At 36.0% G+C, this 18,408-nt stretch carries 19 protein-coding genes and 1 pseudogene; 5 read left to right on the top strand and 15 right to left on the bottom strand.

What is annotated here, in order from left to right; translation table 11 throughout:
- The first annotated feature begins 213 nt into the window (after window positions 1-213).
- Complete coding sequence (locus tag FC37_RS01140) at window positions 214-1,368, top strand: glycerate kinase family protein (protein WP_056945448.1); 1,155 nt, start codon at window positions 214-216, stop codon at window positions 1,366-1,368.
- Window positions 1,369-1,372: 4 nt separating this feature from the next.
- On the opposite strand, the gene FC37_RS01145 is transcribed toward FC37_RS01140, so the two are convergent.
- The 12 genes from FC37_RS01145 to murB all read right to left on the bottom strand — a co-directional run bounded on the left by FC37_RS01145 (window position 1,373) and on the right by murB (window position 12,294).
- Window positions 1,373-1,840 (bottom strand): low molecular weight protein-tyrosine-phosphatase, encoded by a 468-nt coding sequence (locus FC37_RS01145; protein ID WP_025005128.1) that lies wholly within the window; start codon window positions 1,838-1,840, stop codon window positions 1,373-1,375.
- A gap of 3 nt (window positions 1,841-1,843) precedes the next feature.
- The gene (locus tag FC37_RS01150) at window positions 1,844-2,557 is read right to left on the bottom strand and encodes a hypothetical protein (protein WP_025005129.1); all 714 of its coding nucleotides are present in this window, start codon (window positions 2,555-2,557) and stop codon (window positions 1,844-1,846) included.
- 9 nt (window positions 2,558-2,566) lie between these two features.
- The gene (locus FC37_RS01155) at window positions 2,567-3,394 is read right to left on the bottom strand and encodes a Cof-type HAD-IIB family hydrolase (protein WP_025005130.1); all 828 of its coding nucleotides are present in this window, start codon (window positions 3,392-3,394) and stop codon (window positions 2,567-2,569) included.
- Window positions 3,395-3,403: 9 nt separating this feature from the next.
- The gene (locus FC37_RS01160) at window positions 3,404-4,219 is read right to left on the bottom strand and encodes a Cof-type HAD-IIB family hydrolase (protein WP_025005131.1); all 816 of its coding nucleotides are present in this window, start codon (window positions 4,217-4,219) and stop codon (window positions 3,404-3,406) included.
- 93 nt (window positions 4,220-4,312) lie between these two features.
- On the bottom strand, window positions 4,313-5,665 hold the full coding sequence (gene glmM, locus FC37_RS01165; RefSeq protein ID WP_025005132.1) for a phosphoglucosamine mutase: 1,353 nt from the start codon (window positions 5,663-5,665) through the stop codon (window positions 4,313-4,315).
- A gap of 30 nt (window positions 5,666-5,695) precedes the next feature.
- A complete protein-coding gene (locus FC37_RS01170; protein WP_025005133.1) occupies window positions 5,696-6,655 on the bottom strand; it encodes a CdaR family protein in 960 nt (319 codons plus the stop codon).
- A complete protein-coding gene (gene cdaA, locus FC37_RS01175) occupies window positions 6,652-7,494 on the bottom strand; it encodes a diadenylate cyclase CdaA (RefSeq protein ID WP_025005134.1) in 843 nt (280 codons plus the stop codon). Before cdaA ends, FC37_RS01170 begins: the two co-directional genes overlap by 4 nt.
- Window positions 7,495-7,550: 56 nt before the next feature.
- Window positions 7,551-8,624, bottom strand: coding sequence for an ABC transporter substrate-binding protein (locus FC37_RS01180; protein WP_025005135.1), 1,074 nt, complete (start codon window positions 8,622-8,624; stop codon window positions 7,551-7,553).
- A complete protein-coding gene (locus FC37_RS01185) occupies window positions 8,621-9,436 on the bottom strand; it encodes an ABC transporter permease (protein WP_025005136.1) in 816 nt (271 codons plus the stop codon). The genes FC37_RS01180 and FC37_RS01185 overlap by 4 nt, the downstream gene beginning before the upstream one ends.
- Window positions 9,433-10,245 (bottom strand): ABC transporter permease, encoded by an 813-nt coding sequence (locus FC37_RS01190; protein WP_025005137.1) that lies wholly within the window; start codon window positions 10,243-10,245, stop codon window positions 9,433-9,435. Before FC37_RS01190 ends, FC37_RS01185 begins: the two co-directional genes overlap by 4 nt.
- Entirely contained in the window at window positions 10,235-11,332 is a 1,098-nt protein-coding gene (locus FC37_RS01195; protein ID WP_081776548.1) for an ABC transporter ATP-binding protein, read from the bottom strand. Before FC37_RS01195 ends, FC37_RS01190 begins: the two co-directional genes overlap by 11 nt.
- Before the next feature lie 65 nt (window positions 11,333-11,397).
- On the bottom strand, window positions 11,398-12,294 hold the full coding sequence (gene murB / locus FC37_RS01200) for a UDP-N-acetylmuramate dehydrogenase (protein WP_025005139.1): 897 nt from the start codon (window positions 12,292-12,294) through the stop codon (window positions 11,398-11,400).
- Between the two features lie 97 nt (window positions 12,295-12,391).
- Between murB and FC37_RS01205 the strand changes: the two genes are divergently transcribed.
- Window positions 12,392-12,925 carry a 3'-5' exonuclease gene (locus FC37_RS01205; protein WP_012211636.1) on the top strand — a complete coding sequence of 178 codons (534 nt, stop codon included), beginning with the start codon at window positions 12,392-12,394 and terminating at the stop codon, window positions 12,923-12,925.
- Window positions 12,926-12,967: 42 nt separating this feature from the next.
- Here FC37_RS01205 and tsaE read toward each other — a convergent pair whose 3' ends face one another.
- From tsaE to FC37_RS01220, 3 genes are read right to left on the bottom strand one after another with little or no spacing between them, the layout of a single operon-like run.
- Complete coding sequence (gene tsaE, locus FC37_RS01210) at window positions 12,968-13,447, bottom strand: tRNA (adenosine(37)-N6)-threonylcarbamoyltransferase complex ATPase subunit type 1 TsaE (protein ID WP_025005140.1); 480 nt, start codon at window positions 13,445-13,447, stop codon at window positions 12,968-12,970.
- Window positions 13,447-14,436, bottom strand: a complete 990-nt coding sequence (gene pta / locus FC37_RS01215) for a phosphate acetyltransferase (RefSeq protein ID WP_025005141.1) — start codon at window positions 14,434-14,436, stop codon at window positions 13,447-13,449. The genes tsaE and pta overlap by 1 nt, the downstream gene beginning before the upstream one ends.
- A gap of 11 nt (window positions 14,437-14,447) precedes the next feature.
- Window positions 14,448-15,146 carry a uracil-DNA glycosylase gene (locus tag FC37_RS01220; protein WP_025005142.1) on the bottom strand — a complete coding sequence of 233 codons (699 nt, stop codon included), beginning with the start codon at window positions 15,144-15,146 and terminating at the stop codon, window positions 14,448-14,450.
- A gap of 68 nt (window positions 15,147-15,214) precedes the next feature.
- Between FC37_RS01220 and FC37_RS01225 the strand changes: the two genes are divergently transcribed.
- The 3 genes and pseudogenes from FC37_RS01225 (at window position 15,215) to FC37_RS01235 (ending at window position 18,250) form a co-directional block, all read left to right on the top strand.
- On the top strand, window positions 15,215-16,096 hold the full coding sequence (locus FC37_RS01225; protein ID WP_025005143.1) for a Cof-type HAD-IIB family hydrolase: 882 nt from the start codon (window positions 15,215-15,217) through the stop codon (window positions 16,094-16,096).
- A gap of 6 nt (window positions 16,097-16,102) precedes the next feature.
- Window positions 16,103-16,624, top strand: a complete 522-nt coding sequence (locus FC37_RS01230) for an LURP-one-related/scramblase family protein (protein WP_012211631.1) — start codon at window positions 16,103-16,105, stop codon at window positions 16,622-16,624.
- A 154-nt stretch (window positions 16,625-16,778) separates the two neighbouring features.
- Window positions 16,779-18,250, top strand: a pseudogene (locus FC37_RS01235) (transposase).
- The last annotated feature ends 158 nt before the right edge of the window (window positions 18,251-18,408 follow it).

An 18,408-nucleotide genomic window follows, 5' to 3' on the forward strand; every position in this document is an offset into this window, starting at 1 on the left:
GATACTCCTCACCACCCTGATATAAACAAAAAAGCTACTACGAAAATAATATACTCTAAGTATACTATAACTATTCGTAGTAGCTAAGACCTGATCGTATCAGTAATCCGCTCACTTACAGTTATTATAATAGCCAAAATTGTAAGCGGTGTCAATAGAACTTTGTAAAAAAGGGCAAATTATTTTAAAATATATGAAAAGCGAGGTATTCAAATGAAATTTGTCTTAGCGCCTGACTCTTTCAAAGAAAGCATGACAGCTTCAGAAGTATGTCAGGCAATGAAAAAAGGAATAAAAAAAGCCATTCCCGATGCAGAAGTAGTTTCTGTACCAATGGCTGACGGCGGTGAAGGTACAACCGATTCTTTAATTGATGCAACTAATGGTCAAAAACATTTTCTTAATGTGACTGATCCATTAGGCAAAAAAGTTAATGCCTATTATGGCATTTTAGGTGATCAAAAAACTGCAATCATCGAAATGGCACAAGCTAGTGGCCTAACGTACGTTGACAAAAATAATAGAACTCCTGAAACTATTATGAAGACTACTACCTACGGTACTGGTGAATTAATTAATGATGCATTAAAGCATAACGTAAATAAAATTATCATTGGTTTAGGCGGCAGTAGTACTAATGATGGCGGCGCCGGCATGGCACAAGCAATTGGTGTAAAATTTTTTGATCAAAATAATCATGAAATAACTAAAAAACTTGGTGGTGGTGATTTAAACCAAATAGCTAAAATAGATCTTTCTGCCATTAATCCTCGACTAAAAGACGTTCAAGTTTTAATAGCTAGTGATGTTACTAATCCGCTTACCGGACAAAATGGTGCTTCTGCCGTCTTCGGTCCACAAAAAGGTGCAGATGCTCAGGCAGTGAAAAAATTAGATCAAAACTTATCACACTATGCCGCACTCATTCAACAAACCTGCAAAAAAGACGTTGCCGCAATTCCGGGAAGCGGAGCTGCGGGCGGCCTTGGTGCTGGTCTTCTCGCCTTTACAAATGCCACAATTCATCATGGTGTAGAGCTTATCGCTCACGAAACTCATTTAGCTGTCAAAATTAAAGGTGCAGATTTTGTTTTCACCGGTGAAGGTGGAACTGATTTTCAAACTAAATTTGGTAAGACCCCTTATGGTGTTGCTCAAATCGCTAAAAAAGATAATATTCCCGCTATTTCACTAGCAGGTTATTTGGGTGAAGGGATCGAACAACTATATGATGAAGGTTTTACCGCTATCTTCGGCATTCTTGATAAAGCTGAAGATATACGTCAAGCACTAAAAGACGGACCCAAAAATATTGAGCGTACTACCGAAAATATCGTGCGTTTAATCATAAGTACGAAAAAAGGATGAGCTTTTACTCATCCTTTTCATTTGCTAATTTTTTAACTAATGCGTCGCATCCCTTATAAATTTCATTATACGCAGTATCAAAATCATTCGTATACCATGGATCATCCACATCTTGGTACGAGCCTGCAAACTCTAGTAATTTATGTTCCTTATGTTGAGGATCCCCACCTGTAATGCGATTCATATCTGCAAAATTTTCTTCATCCATACAAATCAAATATTCATATTTATCATAATCAGCAGCAGTCATTTGACTTGCTCGATGACTACGATCGTATGGAATCCTATTCTTCTCTAATTCTCTTTGAGCTCTAGTATCAATTGATCTACCTAATGCATCTTGCGTTGTAGCTTTAGATTCTGCCAAATATGAATTTTCTAATCCATTTTCTTTAATTAAATGTTGCATAATTGCTTCCGCCATAGGTGAACGACAAATATTACCATGGCAAATAAACAAAATCTTTTTCATCTTTTATTTTATCCTTTTCATTAGACTAACGATAAATGACCATCCAATAGCAGTACCTATTGCAATTATTAGCCCTAACCATATATTAGAGGACAAGGTTACCAAAATACCACTATAAACTCTGCTTTGAAGTGATGTCATTGCTTCATTAGAGAAAATCCATAAAACGGCAAATGATCCTAGTGCTGCAATTGTCAACGGTATTGAGGCCCAAGCACGACCAAAAATAATTAGAATAGCTGCTAACAAAAATAATAAACCTACGCCAAAAATAGAATATTCATAAATAATGATAACATGAGAAATCTCTTCTGATTTTTCATCCAGTTTATTATTAATCTGTTTTACTAGATATTCATTAATTATTTCCTCTAATTTTGTTTTACTGGTCAATCCTAAATCTGTGGTTGATAATTTTCCTTTTTCATTATACTTTTCACATAATCGATATAAGTCAGCATAAGACATTTCAATTTGATATTTCTTAGGCAATTGATTTAATAAAGTTTGCTCTAGCCCTGTATCTTCTAGCAACTGCACACCGATTTTTAAGTTAGAATTATCAGACTCCTGAACAACTCGATTAATCACTTCTTTGCCCATTGCCTGCGTATCATTAATTTTTAAACTAACATTGCTTGTTAACAGTAGGAAAAAGGAAATCGCCGTACAAGCAGCCATGATTAGGCGCAATAGTATGTTTACTATACTTTTCATATCATATATCTACCTTTTTTCTGCTTTTTCAAAAATCAATTTATTAATTGCATATGCTATTCCAGCTTCGTCATTAGACTTGGTAACAAAATCGGCTTTATCTTTAATTGCATCGATGGCATTACCCATAGCTACTTTGTTAAAATCGGCAACTTCAAACATTGACATATCATTGCCTTGGTCACCGAAAATCATCACTTCATTATCGTTAATATTTAATTTTTGGGCTAATTCATGCACTGCATTACCTTTTGAAGCATCCTTTTTATTAATTTCCCAGATTTTTGGATCGCTTCGTGCCACATTATAATTTTGTTTAAAATCTGGTGTAAATTGCTGACCTAATCGATCCAGCTTGTCTTCTTCTCCAGTAAATTCAGCTTTAATAAACGTGAAATCACGAGGTATTTCAGCGAAATCTTTAACTACAAAAGGAGTAGCACTAACCGCCGACATCTTAGCCATTTGCGTAGAAATTAATCGATCTAAAGTCACATAATCATGCTTTCTCATAAAGTGAAGATTAATCCCAGGATTTTGTTCTTGAATGCTCAGCATTTTCTTAAATTCGGCATAATCAAATTGATGACTAATTAAAACTTTTCCAGAAACAGATTGAACTAACCCACCATTATATAAAACGGCATAATTATCTTGACCAATTATTCCCAAATCTTCCATATACGGAACTACACCTGGAAGTGGGCGACCTGATGCTGGCACAATTTTTATACCAAATTGATCTGCTTTTTTTAATACTTCTTTGGTCTCTTCACCAATTTGATTATTGGACTGCAAAAGAGTGCCATCCATATCAACTGCAATTAACTTAATCATTACTTATCCTTACAAAACAAACTTCTTCAAAGCCTTGGCAATACCATTGTGATCATTATCATCTGTCACATAGTCAGCTTTATCTTTAATTGTGCTGATCGCATTTCCCATTGCTATTTTCATAAAGTTAGGATTTGAAAACATAGAAATATCGTTTCCTTGGTCACCAAAGATCATCACATCTTTTTGATCAATCTTAAGTCTGCTTGCCAAATCCATCAAAGCATTCCCTTTAGAAGCACCTAACGCATTTAACTCGATAATACTATCAAAACTACGTACGATATCATATGTGTCAAAAGCCCAGGATGGCAAATTATTCCAAAGTTTTTCAACTTGATCACTGCCTTCCCACGAAGTAAACCCTACTTTATTAAAGGTAAAATCTTGTGGAATATCCTTACGTTCTCTTACTTTCATAATATTGTTAGTCAAGGCAGCGTTAATTTGCATTTGGACAGATAAATCGTGATCACAGGTCAAGAAATACTTAGTAGTCTCAAAGTGCACATTAACATGACTTAAACGTTGGAAGCGAAGCATGTTGTTAAAATCTTGATAATTAAGCTCCTGACTCATCAATACTTTACCAGCAATAGTTTGAATAACCGCTCCATTAAAAACAATTGCATATTGGTCATCACCTGATAATCCCAATTGCTTTGCAAATGATAAAACGCCTGAAAGTGGTCGACCTGTTGCTAGTACTACTTTTATTCCATTTTCAGAAGCGACCCTGAGCATTCTTTGCGTTTCCGGTAAAATTGTATTACTACTTGATAATAAAGTGCCGTCCAAATCAACTGCAATTAATTTTATCGCCATTTTTATTCCTCCCTTGACTAAAAAACAAAGCTATTTTTAATTATACAAAAAGCCGTGAGCCAACTCACGACTTTTAGTTTGAATAAATAATTATTACTTACCCATTTCCTTTTCAACTACTTTAACGATGCGGTCAACATATGCATCAGTTTCTTCTTGAGTAGGACCTTCTGCCATTACTCTAAGAAGATCTTGTGTACCTGAAGGACGAACAAGTACACGACCATTGCCGTTCATATCTTTTTCAACTTCAGCAATTACATCAAGAATTGGTTGATGTTCTTTCCAGCTCTTCTTATCCTTAACTGGAACATTTACTAAGCATTGTGGGTAATCCTTGAAGTCCTTTAAAAGTTCACTAAGTGACTTGCCAGTCTTCTTCATTACAAGCATTAAATGAAGACCACTAAGCATACCATCACCAGTATTGTGATAGTCGCTCATAATAATGTGACCTGATTGTTCACCACCAAGGTTGTAACCATGAGCACGCATTTCTTCAGAAACGTAACGGTCACCAACTTGAGTACGGATATTCTTTAAGCCTTCCTTTTCAAGAGCCTTAGTAAATCCGAGGTTACTCATTACAGTTGTAACGATAGTATCCTTCTTAAGACGTCCATGTTCAGCTAAATATGAACCGATAACGTACATAATGTGGTCACCGTCAACTTCATTACCGTTTTCGTCAACAGCAATACAACGATCGGCATCCCCATCAAATGCCAAGCCAAGTTGTGCACCTTGCTTAACAACTTCTTTTTGTAAGTTCTCAGTATGAGTTGCACCACAGTGATCATTGATGTTTAAACCATTTGGATGAGTGTAAATAGTAGTAAAGTCTACGCCACAGTCAGCAAACAATCTAGAAATAAGAGCACTTGAAGCACCATTAGCACCATCAATTACTACTTTAATACCACTTAAATCTTCTGGAATAGTATTTTCGATAAATTGTAAGTACTTAGCACTACCTTCATGGAAGTCAGTAACAGTACCTAAGCCTTCTGCAGAAGGACGTGGTAAAGTATCTTCCTTAGCATCAATTAACTTTTCAATTTCTTCTTCCATTTCGTCTGAAAGTTTCAAGCCATCGCTACCAAAGAATTTAATACCATTGTCTTCAACAGGGTTGTGAGATGCTGAAATTTGGACACCAGCATCTGCACCTTGTGCTCTAACCAAGTATGAAAGCCCTGGAGTAGTAATTACACCAACTTCAAGAACTTCAATACCCACTGAAAGAAGACCTGAAATAAGTGCATATTCAAGCATTTGACCAGAAATACGAGTATCGCGAGAAACTAAAACTTTAGCTTGTTCGCCTTCCTTTTTGTTCTTAGTCAAAACATATCCACCATCACGACCTAATTTAAAAGCCATTTCTGGAGTTAAGCCTTGATTAGCTACGCCACGAACACCATCAGTTCCGAAATATTTAAGCATTTAATAAACAACCTTTCTTGCTACCTAAATTTAATTATTTACGCTCTTCACTTTAATCACTATCTGTACATATGAAGGGTCAGCTCGAGCAACACCCTTAGGCAATACCAAAGGATAGTTCTTCACTGTTGAAGAATGAATCTCCTTCAAATCAACATCAACATCCAATTTCTTTATTTTAGCTAATGTTGACTCTTGCCCATAGAGAGTAACTTCATCATTCTTAGCTGTCACCGAATATACCTTATTCCTATCTTCGTTTTTAGGTTTCAAATTCAATTTGACCTTTTTATGTGATAAAGAAATAGGAAGTCTTGCTCTTACTGTAGATGGATTAATTACCACATTTAGCTGACGCCCCTTATTATCTTCAGCTACCAACATCACTTGTCTCTCATAGGAGTGATTAATGCCATTAGGCAAACCTAATTTAGCTACAATTTGATCAATTTGATTAACTTCGCCTTTTGCTCCTGTGACTTCAACTTTTTGTGGATCGACGCTGGCCGTTCCAATATCATATCCATCTGCAACAGCATTTTTATTATACTCTATTTGCACTGGCATGGTACTAGATTTTCGTCGTTCAATGTCTACATTAACGGTAGCCGGGTTAATCGTATACGAAAGTTGACTATTGAGTCCAGTAACTTGAACTTTAACCGTTTGTTTTCCTGTCTTTTTATGAGTTAAATCAATATATGCTCTAAAACTTTGAGTATTAACAGTTGAAGTCACCAATGCATTTGATCCCTCTAAAGTAATCTTAACTTTTTCGGGATAGCCAACTACGTAATACTTATCAGTATCTACAGATACTTGCAAGGGTACACTAATTGTCTGAGTTTCACTAGCTGTTTGCCGAGTTTTCTTTGGTTCACCTTGAGTGACAAAACCCGTTTGGGTTGAATCAATATAAACTACTAACAAAATAGCAAATAATAGCGAGACCACTCTGATAAACCAACGTTTATCCCAAAAATCTTTCATCGGCCCGCACCCCATTTCCAAACTTTGTTAATTACTCGACGAATCCAAGGAATTTTCTTTTCTTCTTTAGGTACCAGTTGCGCATTAAGATATTTAAGATACTCTTCTCTAGTTAAATCTAGTAAGAAGCGTCCATTTTTAGTAATTGTAACGCCACCGGTTTCTTCTGATACTACAATTGTCACAGCATCTGTAACTTCAGAAATTCCGACGGCTGCACGGTGTCTAGTTCCCAATCTTTTCGGAATCATGCTGCTATCAGATAAGGGCAAATAAGCTGCTGCTACTGCAATTCGGTTATTATTAATAATAACCGCACCGTCATGAAGTGGCGTATTAGGAATGAAAATATTGATTAATAATTCACCGGTAATGTCAGCATCAAGCTTAATCCCAGTTTCAATATAATCATCCAAACCCGTATCCTGCTGGATAGTAATCAATGCACCGATACGTCTTTTAGACATATACTGAATAGCCTTGTCCAATTCTTGCACCATCTTCACAGACTTAGCATGAGCACTTTCACCACGCCCACTAAAAATTGGTGTCCGACCTAATCTTTCTAGTCCACGTCTAATTTCTGGTTGGAATATTACAATAATTCCAATTACTGCCCAGGATACAATTTGATCGACTATATACGTTACGGCATGCAATTGTAATAAACCAGCGATAATTCTCACAATAAAGATAAAAACTATCCCTTTGGCTAATTGCACCGCTTTGGTACCCCGAATTAGCATAATCAAGCGATAAACTAAATACCAAATGATTAAAATATCGAGAGCAATCGAAAAATTATTCCATGTAAATAAGTTAGAGAAATTAAAATGCATTTACGACTCCTTTCTATCTTGATTATAACTGACCGGCTGTAAAAATATATCCACTTTTAACGGGCATACATCTTAAATTCTAAAAACAGGTCATTATATTCTTGCGTCTTCTTAGGACCTAAATCTTTAAAGACTTGCAAGTTTCGCAGCGTTTTTTCATCAGGATAAAATTGCTTATCTTCTCTTACTCTCTTTGGCAACAAATGCTGCGCCTTAATATTTGGCGTTGCATATCCTACATATTCCGCATTTTGTGCCGCATTTTCAGGTTTAAGCATAAAATTGATAAATTGAAGAGCCGCTTTTTTATTTTTGGCAGTTTTAGGAATAACAAAGTTATCAAACCACAAGTTGGAGCCTTGTTCTGGCACAATATAGTGTAGATGTGGATTATTTTCCATCATTTCATGTGCTTCCCCTGACCAGGTTAACCCAATAGCGGCTTCATTTTGAATCATATACATCTTCATCTCATCAGATATAATCGCTTTAATATTAGTACCTAAACTATCTAGCTTTGTTTGCGCTAGACGTAATCTTAAACTGCTCGTAGTATTCATAGAATAGCCTAATGAAACTAAAGATATTCCCATCGCATCCCTAGCAGAATCCACTAATAAGATCTGATTGCGATATTTTTTAGACCAAAGATCATTCCAATTTTTAATGGCACCTTTTTTGACAAATTTATCATTATAAACAATTCCCAACGTTCCCCAGAAATAAGGGACTGAGTAATCATTGTTTTGATCAAAAGATTTGTGCAAAAAACTCTTGCCGATATATTTCATATTAGGGATTTCTTTTTTATCCAGTTGATCTAGTAAATGAGCCTTGCGCATTTTGGTAACCATATATTCAGAAGGAATAGTTAGATCGTAAGCTGTTCCTCCCTGCTTAATCTTGGTATACATTGCTTCATTAGAATCAAAGGTTTCATATACCACATGATAACCAGTCTGCTTTTCAAACTTTTTTACTAATTGCGGATCTAAATAATCGCCCCAATTGTAAATGATTAAGTTTTGTCCGTTACCTGCAGCAGCCGGCTTTTCTAATTGATGAGCCCAAAACGCAAGTCCTAAACATGCTAGAAGAATTGCTCCAATGGCAATGATGATTTTTTTCATTTGACCAATCCTCCTATTACCCTATGATTCTTGCGTCTGCTCTTTTTAGTGGTAATAAAGTAATATATTCCTACTAAAAGTAAGACGAACAAAAACATCACTGTACTTAAGGCATTAACTTCTAGATCAATCCCTTGACGTGCTCTTGAATAGATTTCTACAGACAAAGTTGAAAAGCCATTTCCAGTAACAAAAAATGTCACGGCAAAATCATCTAGTGAATATGTTAATGCCATGAATAAACCGGAAAAAATGCCCGGCATGATCGTCGGAATCAATACGTGACTAAACACTTGCCATGAATTAGCACCTAAATCTCGTGCGGCATCGATCAGAGAGTAGTCCATTTCGTTAAGTCGCGGCAAGACCATCAAAACTACGATTGGAATAGAAAAAGCAATGTGACTAAGTAAAACGGAGCCGAAATTTAATCCTATTCCTAATGCAGTAAAGAAAATCAAAAAACTAGCACCAATAATCACGTCAGGTGAAACCATCAATACATTATTTAATGCTAAAGTAGTATTTTTATGTGCTTCTTTTTTCATGGCACTAATCGCAATCGCACCAAAAGTACCAATAATCGTCGCAATTAAACTAGAGAGAAGTGCCAATAAAATCGTCTCTAAAAATATTGCTAGTAAACGATTATCTTGAAATAAAGTTTGATAATGAGCAAAAGTAAAATGCTCAAACTTATTCATATTTTTTCCACTTGAAAAAGAGAAATAAATCAAATAAAAAATAGGCACATATAATAAAACCAATGTGAAAGAAAGATAGATTCTAGCTATTAAATGCTTGTTTCTCATAGATTAACCTTCTTTCTCTTAGTCTTCTTATTGGTAAGAAGCATTACCAATATCATCAATACGATCAAAACCACACCAATCGTGGCACCCATGTTCCAATTCATGGTTGTCATGAAATACTCTTCGATTGCGGTACCTAAAGTTATAACTTTGTTACCACCAATTAAACGCGTCAACATAAATAGTGATAACGATGGAATAAAGATCGCTTGCACACCACTTTCAACTCCAGGACGGGACAATGGCCATAATACATAGCGAAATGTTTGCCACTTGCTTGCTCCCAGATCTTCTGATGCTTGGATTACCGCTGGCGAGATTTCTTTAATTGCATTAAAAATTGGCAAAATCATGAATGGAATTTCAATGTAAGTTGCAACAAAAATAAAAGCGAAGTCGGTAAATAAAATATTTACGGGGCCGATGCCAAACAAGTGCAAAAACTTATTTACTAGACCGTTATTACCCAAAATCCCAATAAAAGCATATGCTTTCAATAATAAATTAATCCAAGTTGGCAAAATAATTAACAAAAGCCATAACTGTTGATTTTTCATCTTGGTTAAAAAATAAGCCGCAGGATACGAAATCAGTAGTGTAATTAAAGTAATTAAAAAGGCATACCAAAACGAATTAATCATCATTTTAAGAAAAGTACCGTTCTTAAAAAATGTAACGTAATTACTTAAAGTAAAGCTATGACTACTATCTGTGAACGAATACCATAAAATAAGCAAAATTGGCAAAATGACAAATAAAATAATCCAAGCCAAATATGGGACTAAAAAGAAAGCTTTTTTAGTTTTCATTTTCATCCCCCTCATACTTCTCTATCCGCGCATCAAAGTCTTCCTGACTTTCATTAAGCCGCATAACGTGAATATCTTCGGGATCAAAGAACAAGCCCACGCGTTCACCCAATTTCACTCCATTAGTTGAATGAATTAGCCACTCATTTTCATTAGCATCTACAGCTTTGATCTCAAAGTGATCACCTAAAAATAATTGTGTTTGCGCAGTAACTACAATATTGCCTTTTTCAGGTGCAACAATATCCAAATCTTCAGGCCGAATTACCACTTCAACCTTTTCGTTTGGTTTAATCCCACCATCCGCACATTTAAACTTATTATTAGCAAATTCAACTTCATAATCTTTAATCATTCGTCCTGATAAGATATTAGAATCGCCAATAAAACGCGCAACAAAATCATTAACCGGTTCATCGTAGATCGCAACAGGACTACCGCTTTGTTGGATCATGCCATCGTTTAAAACAAAAATTTCGTCACTCATCGAAAGAGCTTCCTCTTGATCATGAGTAACAAAAATAAAAGTAATCCCAAGCTTCTTTTGAATAGCTCTCAATTCAAATTGCATGTCTTTACGTAAACGCTTATCAAGAGCCGACAGCGATTCATCAAGTAGCAACACTTTTGGTTCATTAACAATTGCCCGGGCAATTGCGACACGCTGTTGTTGACCACCACTAAGTTCAGAAATCTCACGATTAGCATACCCATCCAGGCGCACCATATGGAGGGCCTCTTTAACAGCGGGCTTAATTTTATCCATCGGTTGCTTTTTAATCTTTAGCCCAAAAGCAACATTTTCAAAGACATTTAAATGCGGAAAAAGTGCATAATTCTGAAAGACAGTATTAATATGTCGCTTAGCTGCATCTAAATCTGTAATGTCTTTTCCATCGAAAAAGACTTGCCCACTACTTGGTTGTGAAAAGCCAGCAATAATACGCAAAATAGTTGATTTACCAGATCCACTTGGGCCAAGCAAAGAATAAAATTTTCCCGATTCAATTGTTAAATTAATATTCTTAAGCGCAACGAAACCATCATCATATTGCTTAGTAATGTGCTTTAACTTAATAATATCCATTTCCATCCCCACATGAAAAACAGCTACAAGTTTGATAGCCTGTAGTTTGTTTTAGTTAATCTATTCTATTTTTCTTTACCGATGATTCTTACTTCCGTATGTAAATCAATATCATATTTTTCTTTGATTACTTTTTGAATCAAATGAATCAAATTAAGATAATCTGTGGCAGTAGCTCCGCCCTTATTAACAATAAAGCCAGCGTGTTTGGTTGAATCTTGAGCACCACCAACTTGTTTACCTTGCAAACCTGCTTTAATAATCATTGGCCCTACGAAGTGACCTGTTGGTCGTTTAAATACACTACCACATGAAGGATACTCAAGCGGTTGCTTATAGCGACGCAATGCATTTAAATAATGCATATGATCTAAGATTTCCAACCTATCTCCTGGAGTTAATGAGAAGGTAGCGCTAAGTACGATGTCCCCATTATCCTGCACTAAAGAATGACGATAACTGAATTCCATTTCTTTATTGGAATAAGTCTTAAATTCTCCGGCTCTTGTTAAAACATTGACACTTTCTACTACTTCTTGCATTTCACCGCCATAGGCCCCGGCATTCATAAATACGCCACCGCCTATACTACCTGGAATTCCTGCAGCAAATTCCATGCCGCTTAGTCCATGATGGGCTGCTGTAAAAGCAGTATCAACAATTTTTGCGCCTGCATCAGCTGTTACTTTATTATCTTTTACTTTTATTTCTTTTAAATCCGTTAAAATAATAACTAAACCATCTATTCCGCCATCGCGAATAATCAGGTTTGAGGCATTACCAATAATCGTTAATGGAATCTTATTTTCACGAGTAACTTTCACTAATTTTTCTACTTCATCAGTGCTCTTAGGAAAGGCTAAGTATTCCGCTTCCCCACCAGTTTTAGTAAAAGTATATCTACTTAATGGAATTTGCTCTTTAATATTAATTCCTTGTTTTTTCAGATCAAGTAATTCCACAATTTTGCCCCCTTATAGTTTCTTGTTTTATTTTACATCATATAGAGCCTAGCTTCACCCATAATAATGTGATACTTTATTTTCAAAGGAGAAAATTATGAATTTTATTGCAATGGATTTTGAAACAGCTAATCATTTTCCTGAAAGTGCTTGTTCTTTAGCTTTAGTAATGGTTAGAGACAATAAGATTGTAGATCGTTTTTACACAGTGATTAATCCGCAAATGTCTTTTGATGCTCGCAATATTCAAGTACATCAAATTACTGCCGATGATGTCAAAAATGCACCGACCATGGCTGAGGTTTGGCCAAAAATAAAGGGGTTATATCAACCAGGTATGTTAGTCGCTGCTCATAATGCTAGATTTGATACCAACGTGATGCGTCAAAGCCTAGCTCGTTATAACATCGAAGAACCTCATTATTTGGTCATCGATACTTTAGCTACAAGCAAGTTATTTGAGCCTGAACTACCTAATCATAAGTTAGATACAGTTTCAGATGCTTTAGATGTAGAACTATGGCACCATCACAATGCTCTAAGTGATAGTGAAGCATGTGCAGGAATTTTAATTAATCAAAATAAAAAATTCGGTGACGAAGCAATTAAAAATTTGATTTATCAAATATAAAAAATGATCTAGGACATGAATAATCCTAGATCATTTTTTATATTATTTTTCGTATTCGGTTAAAGCATCCTTAACCCATTCTTCGTTGCGTTCACCATGTGCATTCAATTCAACTACACGCTTAGTTGAATCCCAACTATCATCTACTCGTGTAATAGTTAGTTGCAAATATTCATCAGGCAAATCGGTCATTACCAACTGAGGCCATTCAATTACTACCAAGCCAGGTTCAGCCAAATAGCCATCTAAGTCAATTGATGATAAATCATCATTCTCTAAACGATAAAAGTCCATATGGAAAAGCGGTAATTTAGCTTCACGGTATTCACGCACAATAGTAAAAGTTGGGCTTTTTACAGGTCGATGTACGCCTAGTGTGCGTCCTAAGCCCTGCGTAAGAGTGGTTTTCCCGGCACCCAAATCACCATTTAATAAGAGCAAATCATGCGGCTTAGCCGTTTTGGCCAAAGATGCACCTAACTTTTGCATCTCCTCTGCAGAATTAATTTCTAACTTAGTCATTATTTTTCATCCTTTGCTAAAGCTTGAGCAGCTGTAACAATTGCTAAATCATAAATATCTTGTTCACTACAGCCACGAGATAAGTCATTAACTGGTGCAGCCAAACCTTGTAAGATTGGACCTACAGCAGTGAAGCCGCCCAAACGTTGAACCATCTTGTATGCAATATTTCCTGATTGAAGCTCTGGGAAGACAAAGACATTTGCATGTCCTGCTACTTTAGAACCAGGTGCCTTCTTTTCACCAACAGCTGGAACAAATGCGGCATCAAATTGCAATTCACCATCTGCTGGAATTTCCGGATGACTCTTTTGGAACATTGCAGCTGCATCATGAGCCTTATCAACCATTGGTCCTTCAGCTGAACCTTTAGTAGAAAAGCTTAAAAAGGCTACTTTAGGATCAATTTCAGCCATCTTAGCTGTTTGTGCTGATTGATAACCAATTTCAGCCAAAGTCTCTTCATCAGGCTCAATATTAATTGCACAATCAGCAAAAATATATCTTTCATCACCTTTTTCCATTACAAAGGCGCCAGATACACGATGCATCCCTTCAGCAGCATGGATTAATTGCAAAGCCGGCAAAACAGTATTGGCGGTTGAATGAGCTGCACCGGATACCATTCCATCTGCTAAGTCCATCTTTACTAACATTGTACCGAAATAGTTTTCCTTAGCTAATTTGGCTTTAGCCTCGGCTGCACTAGTATCTTTTCTTCTAGCTGCTATAAATGCCTTTACCATTTTATCTAAATCCGCATAATTATTTGGATCATAAATCTTTACCCCGGTAAGATCCAAATTATTTTCTTCCGCTATTTTGGCGACATTTTCTTTTTTGCCAATTAAAATTGGCTCAACTATCCCGTCTTTATTCAAATTAGAAACGGCAGTCAAAATTCTTAAATCGTCACTTTCAGGAAAAACAATTCTTTTTTTGTCTTTTGCTGCTTCAACTTGCTTTTTAAATAATGAAAATACACTCATATATATACCTCTTATGCTAAATCAGATTTATTCACTGTTTCTGGCAATTGCCAATCAATAGGCGTCTCGCCAAAATCAAGCAATGCCGTATTACAACGTGAAAATGGTCGAGAACCAAAAAATCCTCGATCAGCTGAAAATGGACTCGGATGAGATGATTTTATAATAAAATTCTTACTTTGATCAATTAATGGGATTTTATTTTGAGCAAATCTACCCCATAAAATAAAAACAATCTTTCCACGTTCACTTAAAGCCTTAATCGCAGTGTCTGTTACATCTTCCCATCCCTTACCTTGATGGCCGTTAGCATGACCATAAGGAACAGTTAGCACAGCATTTAAAAGCAAGACGCCTTGGTCGGCCCATTTCTTTAAATAGCCATGGTTAACCGGACGAGCACCAACATCATCATAAAGTTCCTTATAAATATTTCTAAGTGATGGTGGCAATGGTGTACCTGGCATAACTGAAAAGCTCATGCCATTTGCTTGTCCCGGATTATGATATGGATCTTGGCCCAAAATCACTACTTTAGTTTTGTTAAACGGTGTTAATTTAAAAGCAGTAAAAATATGATACATATCTGGAAAAATACGTTTAGTAGAATATTCTTCTTTTAAAAAATTATGTAATTCGTGATACTTATCACTTGCAAAAACTGGATCTAAAATTTTATCCCAGTCATTACCGATTAATTCTTTAGCCAAGTCTTACACCCTCTTTTCTAATCTCCTTTATGGTATCATTAATTTAATAGTAATTGGGAGGAAATTTTATGATCAAATTGGTGGCTTGCGATCTTGATGGTACATTATTTAATTCTAATATGTCCGTTTCTGAAGCAAATATTCAAGCTGTGAAAAATGCACAAAATAACGGTACTGAATTTTTAATTGCTACCGGTCGAGCTCCACGTGAATCTCGCGCAGTTCTAAAAGATGCTGGTTTACATACTGGTTTTATCAATTTAAATGGAGCCCTAGTTTTCGATGAAGACGGCAAATTAATGGTCAAACATAAAATCCCAACTTCTAAGGCTTTAAAACTTGTTGAATTATTACATCAGGCAGGATTTTATTTTGAAATCATCACTGCTGATCAAGTTTATACTGAAGACCTTAACCAGCGTATTTCTAATGTAGCGCATTTAATGGTCGATCTAAATCCTTTACTTGATTTTAAACAAGCAGTCGCAATCTCTGCCGGAAATAAGACTATCATGAACATGAAACAAGTTGACCATTTTGAGGACCTATTACATGATCCTGATGTTGAAGTAATGAAAATCATTGCATTTGATTCACGTGGTCATGAAGCCTTTGATAATGTTAAAAAAGAAGTGGCAAAAATTGAGGATTTAGTTGTTACTTCTAGTTCATCATCTAATATTGAAATCAATGCTCACCAAGCACAAAAAGGGATCGCCCTTCTTGATTACGCCAAACTAAAAAATATTAAACGTGACGAAATTGCGGCTATCGGAGATAATTTAAATGATGAAAGCATGATTCGTGAAGCTGGAACAGGAGTAGCCATGGGTAATGCCATTCCAGCAATAAAAAAGTTAGCACAAATCACTACTAAAACTAATAACGAAGACGGCGTAGCTTATATCTTAAATCAGTTTATAAAGGAAAATAAACAAGATCAGAGGTGACAAAGTATGTTGTTTTGGCTGGAACTTAATCAAGAAAAAGATTATGGTCAAATTCCTGTGATCAATCCTAAAGGAAAAATTGAATTTATTATTCAAGGAAATCTCGATAACCCAAATCATACTTTATATTTATATGACACTAACAGAAACGAAATTGGACGCTTATTTACTGATGGTACTGGACTGATTGCATCCTTTACTATTGACGTAGTAGATCACTCTCTAGTTAGTGTCAAAAAGCTTAATACGCCTAATACTAATATATTTTATCTGACTCAACTAAAATATATCGTTACGGGAAGTATTAAACGAGGGACCTATACTTTTAGATCAGGCTTTAAAAGTATTGCTAACGTCAAGACAATCGTTGCAGAACATGGGGTTGTCCTAACATGCAATATCACCAAGCCAGAAGATATTCCATTTATTTTACTTACTTCAGTATTATTTACCCAATGGCACGTAACCCCATTAAAATTACCTACATTTCCGCCAATAGCAAAAAAATTAGAAATTAATCCTAATTAATCAGAAAAAGTGTCTGGGAAAAAACTAATTCCTAAGACATAAAAAAAGAACGATGATTTCCTATTCGATTTCATCGTTCTTTTTCTATACTTTTAGTTTCTGCCTTGATATTATTAAATCACCACAATATAAAAATAAGAAGGTGGAAACTATCATGTACAAGAATTATATCACAGGCCAAACGGCTTTAACACTTAATTTAGACTTTGCTATAACTAATAATCACTTAGCCAACGCCATTAGCTGGTTCGTCGATTCGATTCCAGAAGACGTCTTGTTTGGCGATACTGCCAAAACCGGGCGTCCTGCCTATCACCCAGCCATGATGCTCAAGATCTTGCTCTTTGCCTATTCTCGCAGAGTATTCTCAGGCAGAAAAATTGCGCTGATGCTAGAAGAAAAGCTGCCGATGATGGTACTGGCAGAGCATCAAAAGATCTCATACCATACTATCAATAATTTTAGATCGAGCGACTACGCCAACTAATTGATTAAGAAAAGCTTCCTTTACTTTACGAACCTATTAGAGCAGGAAGGTCTAATCAATGAAGGAGCTATCTTTATTGATGGCACCAAAATTGAAGCTGATGCCAATCGCTATACTTTCGTTTGGCGCAAGGCAGTTGAAAAGTATCATGAAAAGCTTAAAGCTCAAGCAGTTGAACTATATGATGAACTGATTGCCAAAGAAGTCGTCAAAGCAATGGCAAAAGAGCAAGTCCAGACCAGTCAAGGATTGGCAGAGCTAGCGCAAGAAACGGAAGCTGAAATTGAAAAGCTGACTGAAGAGATTGCCCGAGAGCCTAAAGCCATTCCTGGTGGATCGCCTAGAAAAGCAAGAAGGCGCGGTCTTAAGAAGCTGCTTCATAAACTCAGAAAAGACTATGTTCCTAGAATGAAGAAATACGAAGAGGCAAAAGCAATCTTTGCTGGGCGCAATAGCTATTCCAAGACCGACCACGACGCGACTTTCATGCATATGAAAGAAGATCACATGAGAAATGGTCAGCTTAAGCCAGGCTATAATATTCAAGTCGCTACGACGGATCAGTATGTAGTTGATTTCGCCTTGTATCCTAATCCGACTGACTTTAAGCAGTACTATATCCCTTATACCATGTATGAAAAGGAACAAACCAGAAAGTACAAAAACGATCCATCTAAGCTAGCTAACTGGTTCTATGATGAACAAGACGATTACTACCTTGATCAAAACGGCGTTAGATTTAGCTTCAAATATTATAGTCGGGGTAAAGATAAAACGACTGGTCAGGGTCGCTATAATCCTAACTGGCAATACTTAAAAGAAAAAGTCAAAGCAGTTCTCCAAAGTCCTGAAGGCAGTCACATCTACAGAATGAGAAAGTATGATGTGGAGCCGATTTTTGGACATTTGAAGAATGTTTTTGGCATGCGTCGAACTCATTTAAGAGGCAAAAAGAAGGTTGAAACCGATGTGGGAATAGCCTTCATGATGATGAATTTAAGCAAATATTGGAACAGAAGGTGGTCAAAGGACCAATTTTGTTTAAGCGAAAAGAAAAAGACGGTCAAGCAACTCAAATTAAGAGTTAGTTGATCGTCTTTTTGTATCTGAGAGTTAGTTTTTTCCCAGACACTTTCTAGAAAGTGATATAGATATAGATGTATCTTCTGCCATAAAGTTTGTATTTATTAAGTAATAAGGAATTATTAGGCAGAGACTGAATAATGAAGGTTTACTCTGTAATATTTCAACCTCCATTACTTATTATAATTTTTTAGGTAAAAAATACAAGGGGCTA

The organism is Lactobacillus gallinarum DSM 10532 = JCM 2011 (assembly GCF_001434975.1).
Lineage (GTDB): Bacteria > Bacillota > Bacilli > Lactobacillales > Lactobacillaceae > Lactobacillus > Lactobacillus gallinarum.